Here is a 6,765-nt window from a genome sequence, read left to right on the forward strand (position 1 = left end):
CTAGAGATTTAGGCAGAAATATCGGACTATACCCTGTGTTAAACATCTGAACTCGGTTTGTCTTCAAAACGTTTGACAATCCGAGAAAGTTCTGCTTTTTCGTTTATAGTAACGCGGTTAGGCGCACCACTAATAATTCGCTCATAGTTACGGAATGAATCTTTAATATCAGGACCATCTGCCGTAATATTATATTCACGAATTCCCTTATCGTGCCACGAGCCGCGCATTTTAAATACGTTAATTGCCCGTGACATTTCTCCCCGAATTTCTACATATTGTAACATCAAAATTGTGTCTGTAATCGTAGAAATGTGGGAGTCAGTAATGGAATTAGAACCCAGGAATTGATCTGTAGTATTGGTAAAGAAACCAGTAATTTCTTCTTGTTTAGCATAACCTGTCACCCCAATTACAAACTGACGAAAAGCATTATTACTAACGCCTCTAGCCATTGCGGAAAGTGAATCAATGGCAATGCGAGCAGGTTTGAAATGGGAGATTTCTGATTTAATAATTTGTAAGTGATCTTCTAAACCAGTGGATTCAGGATAGGTACAAATGATTTTCAGTAATCCTTGATGTTCTAATTCTTCAAAATCAATTCCCCAGGAAGAAGCATTCCGGGAAAGTTGGGCGCGAGATTCTTCATAAGCAAATAATATGGCTCGTTCACCATTAACACAGCCATCTTGAATAAACTTACTCACTAATAAAGTTTTCCCAGTTCCTGTAGCTCCTGTGGCTAAAATAATCGAATCTTTAAAGAAACCACCACCACACATTTCATCAAGAATTTTCACTCCAGAAGATACGCGCACATTAGAAGATCGTTGTGTTAAACGCATTGCTCCCAAGGGGAATATATTGACTCCTTCATTGGTAATTGTGAAGGGATATTCGCCTTTCATGTGAGTTGTTCCCCGTAACTTGAGGATTTCAATAGTTCGGCGGCGACGTTCTCCTTCTAAGACGTTACGAGCAATTATTACATTATCAGAAACAAATTCTTCAACTCCAAAAGATGCTACTGGTCCATATTCTTCACCCCGTTCAGTGGTAATGATGGTGGTGACATTCAATAATTTCAGCCGTGCTACTAACCGAAAAATTTCTCGCCGGACTACTCCTATCGCTTCATATTGTTGAAATATGGCGGTCATGGAATCAATGGAAACCCGTTTAGCTTTATATTTACGAATGGCATATTGTAAACGTTCAATCAGGGCTGATAAATCAAAATTACCTACGATATCTTGACCTTCAGGATCAGGAGATGCGTCGAGAATAAATAATTTACCTTCATCAATTAAACCTTGTAAATTCCAATCAAAAATATGGGCATTTTTAATAATGTCACTGGGTGATTCTTCAAATGTGACAAATACTCCTGGTTCGTCGAAGTAGGTGATGCCATTATAAAGAAATTGCAGTGATAATAAAGTTTTGCCAGTTCCTGAAGTTCCACTAATTAAAGTAGTTCTACCAACAGGTAAACCGCCATGACTAATATCGTCAAAGCCCTCGATCATCGTGCGAATTTTTTCGACACCAATAGGTATTTTTTTGGGTTCAGGTTGCTCTTTTTTATTCATGGTTTGTCTAATATGGATATTCAACCCAGGTTCTTAAAATCAAGAAAGTTCTTAATTATTTTTAATAACTAAATAAATATACCAAATTGCAGGTAAAAAAAATTCCCGAATTTTCATCAAAGAATGGCTAACACCACGGCTTTACTCTTGCCTCCTGCATTTTGTGTTATTCTTTCCCATATTCTTCACTCAATTCTTCATACAGCAGATCCAACCCAATTAATACTCTTTCTCTATCTGTTAAATCACCAATAATTTTTCGCACAGGTGGGGGCAGAATTTTTGATAGTGTTGGTGTGGCGAGTATTTTATCCTCTTCGGCCAACTGGGGGTTTTTCAGGACATCAATTACTTTTAAAGCATAAACTCCTTGAAATTCTTCTTCTAAGATATTTTTGAGGGTTTTTAAAGCCCGCATTGAATTAGGGGTATTTCCTGCTACATATAGCTTGAGAACATAGGTCTTTTTAGCTTCATTCATACAATATAAACTCCTAAAAACATAGAGGTGAAAGACCAAAAGCCGTATTCTTTACATACACAATCAAGCATTAATTCATCATGAATGCAAATGCAAATTCTACTTTGGAATATTCAACGGAATTTTAGCAACAGAACAGCGATAAATTTCACAAAGATGTGCCAAAATATCTATTAAGGTTAAACGGTAATCGAGCAATGTTTCATCGCTTCTGCCTTCCATCCTTAATTGCTTAGAAAATTCATCAATGACTTCCATGTGCATTTCTATAATTTGTGGTATGGGAATACCTGTATAAAATAGGGTATTAACAAATTTATCAAGTTTTTCTGGTAGTGTTTTGTCACTGATAAAATAATTGATAATTATTTGACGGTAATCTGATTTAAGTGAATTTAAAATTTCCTGTTTTTCGATAGCAGCCATGTCCTGAAAATTTTGTGTCTTTTTTTCCTGGCTAACTGCAAGGAAATAATTATCTTTTTGATCTGGGTTTTGTGGCTGACAATGGGGCAAATAGTATATTTGACAAAGTATAGGTTGCCAGTAACATTGAGTGATTAATTTCTCAAGGAAGTTCCATATTTGAACAATTAAACTTTTGTGCCTCTCTTCTACAAATGGTCTATCGAGAATTTGTTTTATATTTGTTTGTAAAAGCAATATAGGTAATAACATCTACTATTTATAGATCATGAATTTTTGAAAGTGCAATACACAGTCACGCAATCAATTATACATAATAGGGCTAAGTAGTATAACTGATAAATTCTTTGATGGCTCATTGCATTGAGAGAGAGTCATGGCTAATGGATAATGTGTATGAGGATATCCGACGGCAGATAGATGACATTATTTCACTTATTGATAAGATACTTAAACGAACTTAAAGAATTGTCGCATTTTAAATCATTATAATTCCTCAAGGTTCTAAAGCGAATCTTTGGAGCCATAATTATTGTTGTAGTTGTCACGATAGAAAATGATGATTTCCAATACCAGTAGCTTTCCTGGTAAATATGGTTACTTGCTCCGGGTAGAAACTCACATATTGGATCGCAAGGGTAAAAATTATTGGTGATTGACTTCGAGACAATGTATGTCCATGACGGAGTGTGACCACGAGCTATAGCTAAATAGCTAGTACCGCAGGGCGGAAGTCAAAAGTCAAAAGTCAAAAGTCAAAAGTCAAAACTAATATACAGTAGGCTTTTTGGCGATTGAATATGGTTGCTTTATTTACGCCGTGATGTACTAGTTTGAAGAGGTCTGTCAATTGTCACCAGAATCGCTGATAGCGTCGCGTAGCCATTCTCAATATTCCTGGAGGATATTGCTTCAGGCTTGAAAACTATCTAAACCAAGTGCTGATGGTAATGCTGAAGTTGATCACAAGCAGAAAGACCACCGAGGACTTATTTTAATGCTACAGTACCCACTTGATGAATTTATAGTAACTGTACCAATGTGCTGGGAAACGAATACTCTGGCAGCAGTGCTGGATATTTTTGTCGAAGAACAGTGCGATCGCTTGGTAATAGTTAATTCCCAACAATGCCCAATTGGTGTATTGTATTCTGCTCGATTACTGCCACAATTCTTAGCCGCAGATGCTGATAACCACCTCTTAAAGCATTTGCAACAACCACTCTCACAGGTGGATAAATCCCTCATAGCACCAATACAGACCATACCAGCCGCAGCAAATCTGGAAAAATTTAGTTTATTTCTCAAAGATCAAGAAGCACAACAAAAAAGTAACTTAGATTGGGCGCTAGTTGATTCAGATGGTAAATATTTAGGAATCCTAAATACTTTAAGCCTATTAATATTGTTAGCTCAGAAGAAAATTTCCATTAGTTTAACCAAAGCAGAAGGAAGTCACAAATATGTGACAAACACCAAAACTTCTCCACACCAAAAAAACATCAAAGATACAGCCAATAAATGCCAGCCAAAAATACACAAGTCTATAGTCCACTTATTAGCTAGATTGCCCTGGCCAATGATGTTACAAACTGGTCAAGGCGAAGTAGTTATGCAAAACCTCCCTTGGTGGCAACAACTAGGAACATCAAAAGATCCTGAAGGCATTAGAAAACAGGTAGAGACTATACTTACTCCAAAATATATTTATACCAATCCTCAAGAAAATCAGAAAACCGATACTTTCACGACGCACAAACAAAGTATCTCACCGACAGTTTTTTCTCCTGACTCACCATCAGCTTTCCCTTTTTTGCAAGAACCATCTCTGCCGATAAATGACGGTTCTAACCACTGTGTTTTCGATAAGAAATTGGGTATTTGTACTTGTGTGGTGGAAATTAAAACTGGTCAGGAACGAGTTTGGGAATTTGCAAAAATTCCTTTAGATAGTAACGAGTTAAAAATTTGGGTTTCGGAGTCAGAATTACCAAAAAATTCAGAAGAACTATGGTTAATATTAGCCACAGATGTAACTGAACAACAACAACTTTGCAAAGAGTTGGCAGCAAAAAATGCCGATTTGATTCAACTCAATCGCTTAAAAGATGAATTTTTAGCTTGCATTAGTCATGAATTAAAAACACCGTTAACAGCAGTTTTAGGACTATCTCGCCTTCTGGTAGATCAACAGTTGGGACAATTAAATGAGCGTCAAGCTCGTTATGCTGGATTAATTCATCAAAGTGGTAGACATTTGATGAGCGTGGTGAATGATATTTTAGATTTAACGCGAATGGAAACGGGACAGATGGAACTTACCCTCACCTCGGTACAAATTCAAGTAGTATGTGAACGGGCTTTCTCAGACGTTAAAAACATTCATTATCAAACTCACAAAACTAAACAATCATCCCCAGCAGAAAATCAAAATTTATCTAATTCTAATCACCAATTTAGCCTAGTAATTGAACCAGGTTTAGAAGAAATGGTAGCAGATGAATTACGCTTGCGACAGATGTTAGTGCATTTACTTTCTAATGCCTTTAAATTCACGGAAATATCTGGGGAAATTGGTTTACGGGTTAGCCGTTGGGAAGGCTGGATTGCCTTTACTATTTGGGATACAGGGATTGGAATTCCTGAACAACAACAACATTTAATCTTTCAAAAATTCCAGCAATTAGAAAACCCACTCACTCGTCAGTTTGAAGGAACGGGTTTAGGATTAGTATTAACTAGAGCTTTGGCTCGTTTACATGGTGGAGATGTCAGTTTCTTATCTCGTGAGGGGAAAGGGAGTCAGTTTACTTTGCTTTTACCTCCAAGTCCACCAAAAGCCAGTTTTAATGAGTCTGAAGACATAGCGACCAAGAGGGAAATAGGCAATATCATCAATTCTTCTCCTCAAAACCTCAATAGTTCTTCCCAAAGACTGGTGTTAGTAGTGGAAGCAGTAGCCCAATATATTGAAGAATTAACTGAACAACTTAAAGGTTTAGGTTATCGTGTTGTTATTGCTAGATCAGGAACAGAGGCACTAGAAAAAGCTCGACGTTTGCAACCAAAGGCAATATTTTTAAATCCTTTACTACCTTTACTTTCTGGTTGGGATGTGATGACTTTACTAAAATCTGATGTTTTAACTCGTCATATTCATGTTATTGTCACAGCCACAGCGGCCGAAAAGGAACAAGCATTTAATAAACAGGCTGATAGTTTTTTGAGTTTACCAATTAAGCATCAAGCATTGGCATCATTGTTAGAAAAAATATCAACAACAACTGAATTTAAGAATTCAGTGATGGAAAATCATCAGATCAATTCTCAAAATATTCCTTTGCGAATTCTCAGGTTAGTAAATCCGGAAATAGAGGCTATTAATCTCTACCCTTCTCTGCGAGAACATCGAGTTATTGAAGTAGATGATTTAGATCAAGCAGATTTATTAGCGCGAGTTTGGCAGTTTGATGTAATTTTACTAGATATGGAAATTTCTACTGCTCGCACTTATTTAGAACAATTAACAAAACATCAAAGATTGGCAACTTTACCATTGGTAACTTGTGATGTTGCGACTACTTTAGCTGCTTCCCAAATACCAGGATTGTCTGTATTTCCTTGTTTAAGTCCCTTAACACAGAAAAATAATCATCAAAATTATCAACAAGATGCTTTAGCATCTGTATTACAAATTGCTGCTGGTATTTGTTGTCCAATAAATATTTTAGTTGTAGATATAAGTATGCTGAGTGATTTATCCACGGTAAAACGCAAACCACTTAAAGATTATCAGTCAGTCAAAAGTTCTTTTATTAATTTTGAAGATGAGCAAATTAATCGAGGATATGAGTGGTTTCAAGCTTTAATTCAATACTTACAAACTGCTGGTTTTAGAGCTTCTATTGCCGGTTGTTGGTCGGAAGTTGTCCAACAAGTCAGTCATCAAAGTGTTGATTTACTTTTGATTTGCTTGAACGAGACGGCAATGAATAAGGAAGTACAAAAAGCTCTTGAATCATTAGGGAATTTACCATTTAATTTGCCGCCAATTTTGGTACTTGACCAAAAATTCAATGAACCAAATTATGGAAATGTAACAAAATCTCGGAAACAACGATATACATCTTCTGTAGAAACTGCGGTTCGGGGAATTGCTACCCAGATATTACCCCGTTCGATTTCAATGGAGGAACTATTAATTCAGATTAATCAATCTTTAGCAAATTAGACTATGATTTATTTGATTTATTTGATTCATTT

General features: G+C 36.3%; 4 protein-coding genes. 1 reads left to right on the forward strand and 3 read right to left on the reverse strand.

All coding sequences use genetic code 11. The features are described 5' to 3' along the window. Window positions 1-38: 38 nt before the first annotated feature. The 3 genes from kaiC to FJR08_RS18700 all read right to left on the reverse strand — a co-directional run bounded on the left by kaiC (window position 39) and on the right by FJR08_RS18700 (window position 2,754). On the reverse strand, window positions 39-1,595 hold the full coding sequence (gene kaiC / locus FJR08_RS18690) for a circadian clock protein KaiC (RefSeq protein WP_148765326.1): 1,557 nt from the start codon (window positions 1,593-1,595) through the stop codon (window positions 39-41). Between the two features lie 166 nt (window positions 1,596-1,761). After that, a complete protein-coding gene (kaiB, locus tag FJR08_RS18695; RefSeq protein ID WP_148765324.1) occupies window positions 1,762-2,076 on the reverse strand; it encodes a circadian clock protein KaiB in 315 nt (104 codons plus the stop codon). A gap of 99 nt (window positions 2,077-2,175) precedes the next feature. Beyond that, window positions 2,176-2,754, reverse strand: a complete 579-nt coding sequence (locus FJR08_RS18700; protein ID WP_168634170.1) for a KaiA family protein — start codon at window positions 2,752-2,754, stop codon at window positions 2,176-2,178. Between the two features lie 745 nt (window positions 2,755-3,499). Here FJR08_RS18700 and FJR08_RS18705 point away from each other — a divergent pair. Then, window positions 3,500-6,733, forward strand: a complete 3,234-nt coding sequence (locus FJR08_RS18705) for an ATP-binding protein (RefSeq protein ID WP_168634171.1) — start codon at window positions 3,500-3,502, stop codon at window positions 6,731-6,733. The last annotated feature ends 32 nt before the right edge of the window (window positions 6,734-6,765 follow it).

Origin of the sequence: Dolichospermum sp. UHCC 0260, assembly GCF_009711985.1 — a bacterium.
Lineage (GTDB): Bacteria > Cyanobacteriota > Cyanobacteriia > Cyanobacteriales > Nostocaceae > Dolichospermum > Dolichospermum lemmermannii.

What these genes read in the sequence shown, in the direction of transcription:
- FJR08_RS18705 (WP_168634171.1), top strand. Translation starts at nt 3,500, where the DNA reads ATGCTACAGTACCCACTTGATGAATTTATAGTAACTGTACCAATGTGC.
- kaiB (WP_148765324.1), bottom strand. Translation starts at nt 2,076, where the DNA reads ATGAATGAAGCTAAAAAGACCTATGTTCTCAAGCTATATGTAGCAGGA.
- FJR08_RS18700 (WP_168634170.1), bottom strand. Translation starts at nt 2,754, where the DNA reads ATGTTATTACCTATATTGCTTTTACAAACAAATATAAAACAAATTCTC.
- kaiC (WP_148765326.1), bottom strand. Translation starts at nt 1,595, where the DNA reads ATGAATAAAAAAGAGCAACCTGAACCCAAAAAAATACCTATTGGTGTC.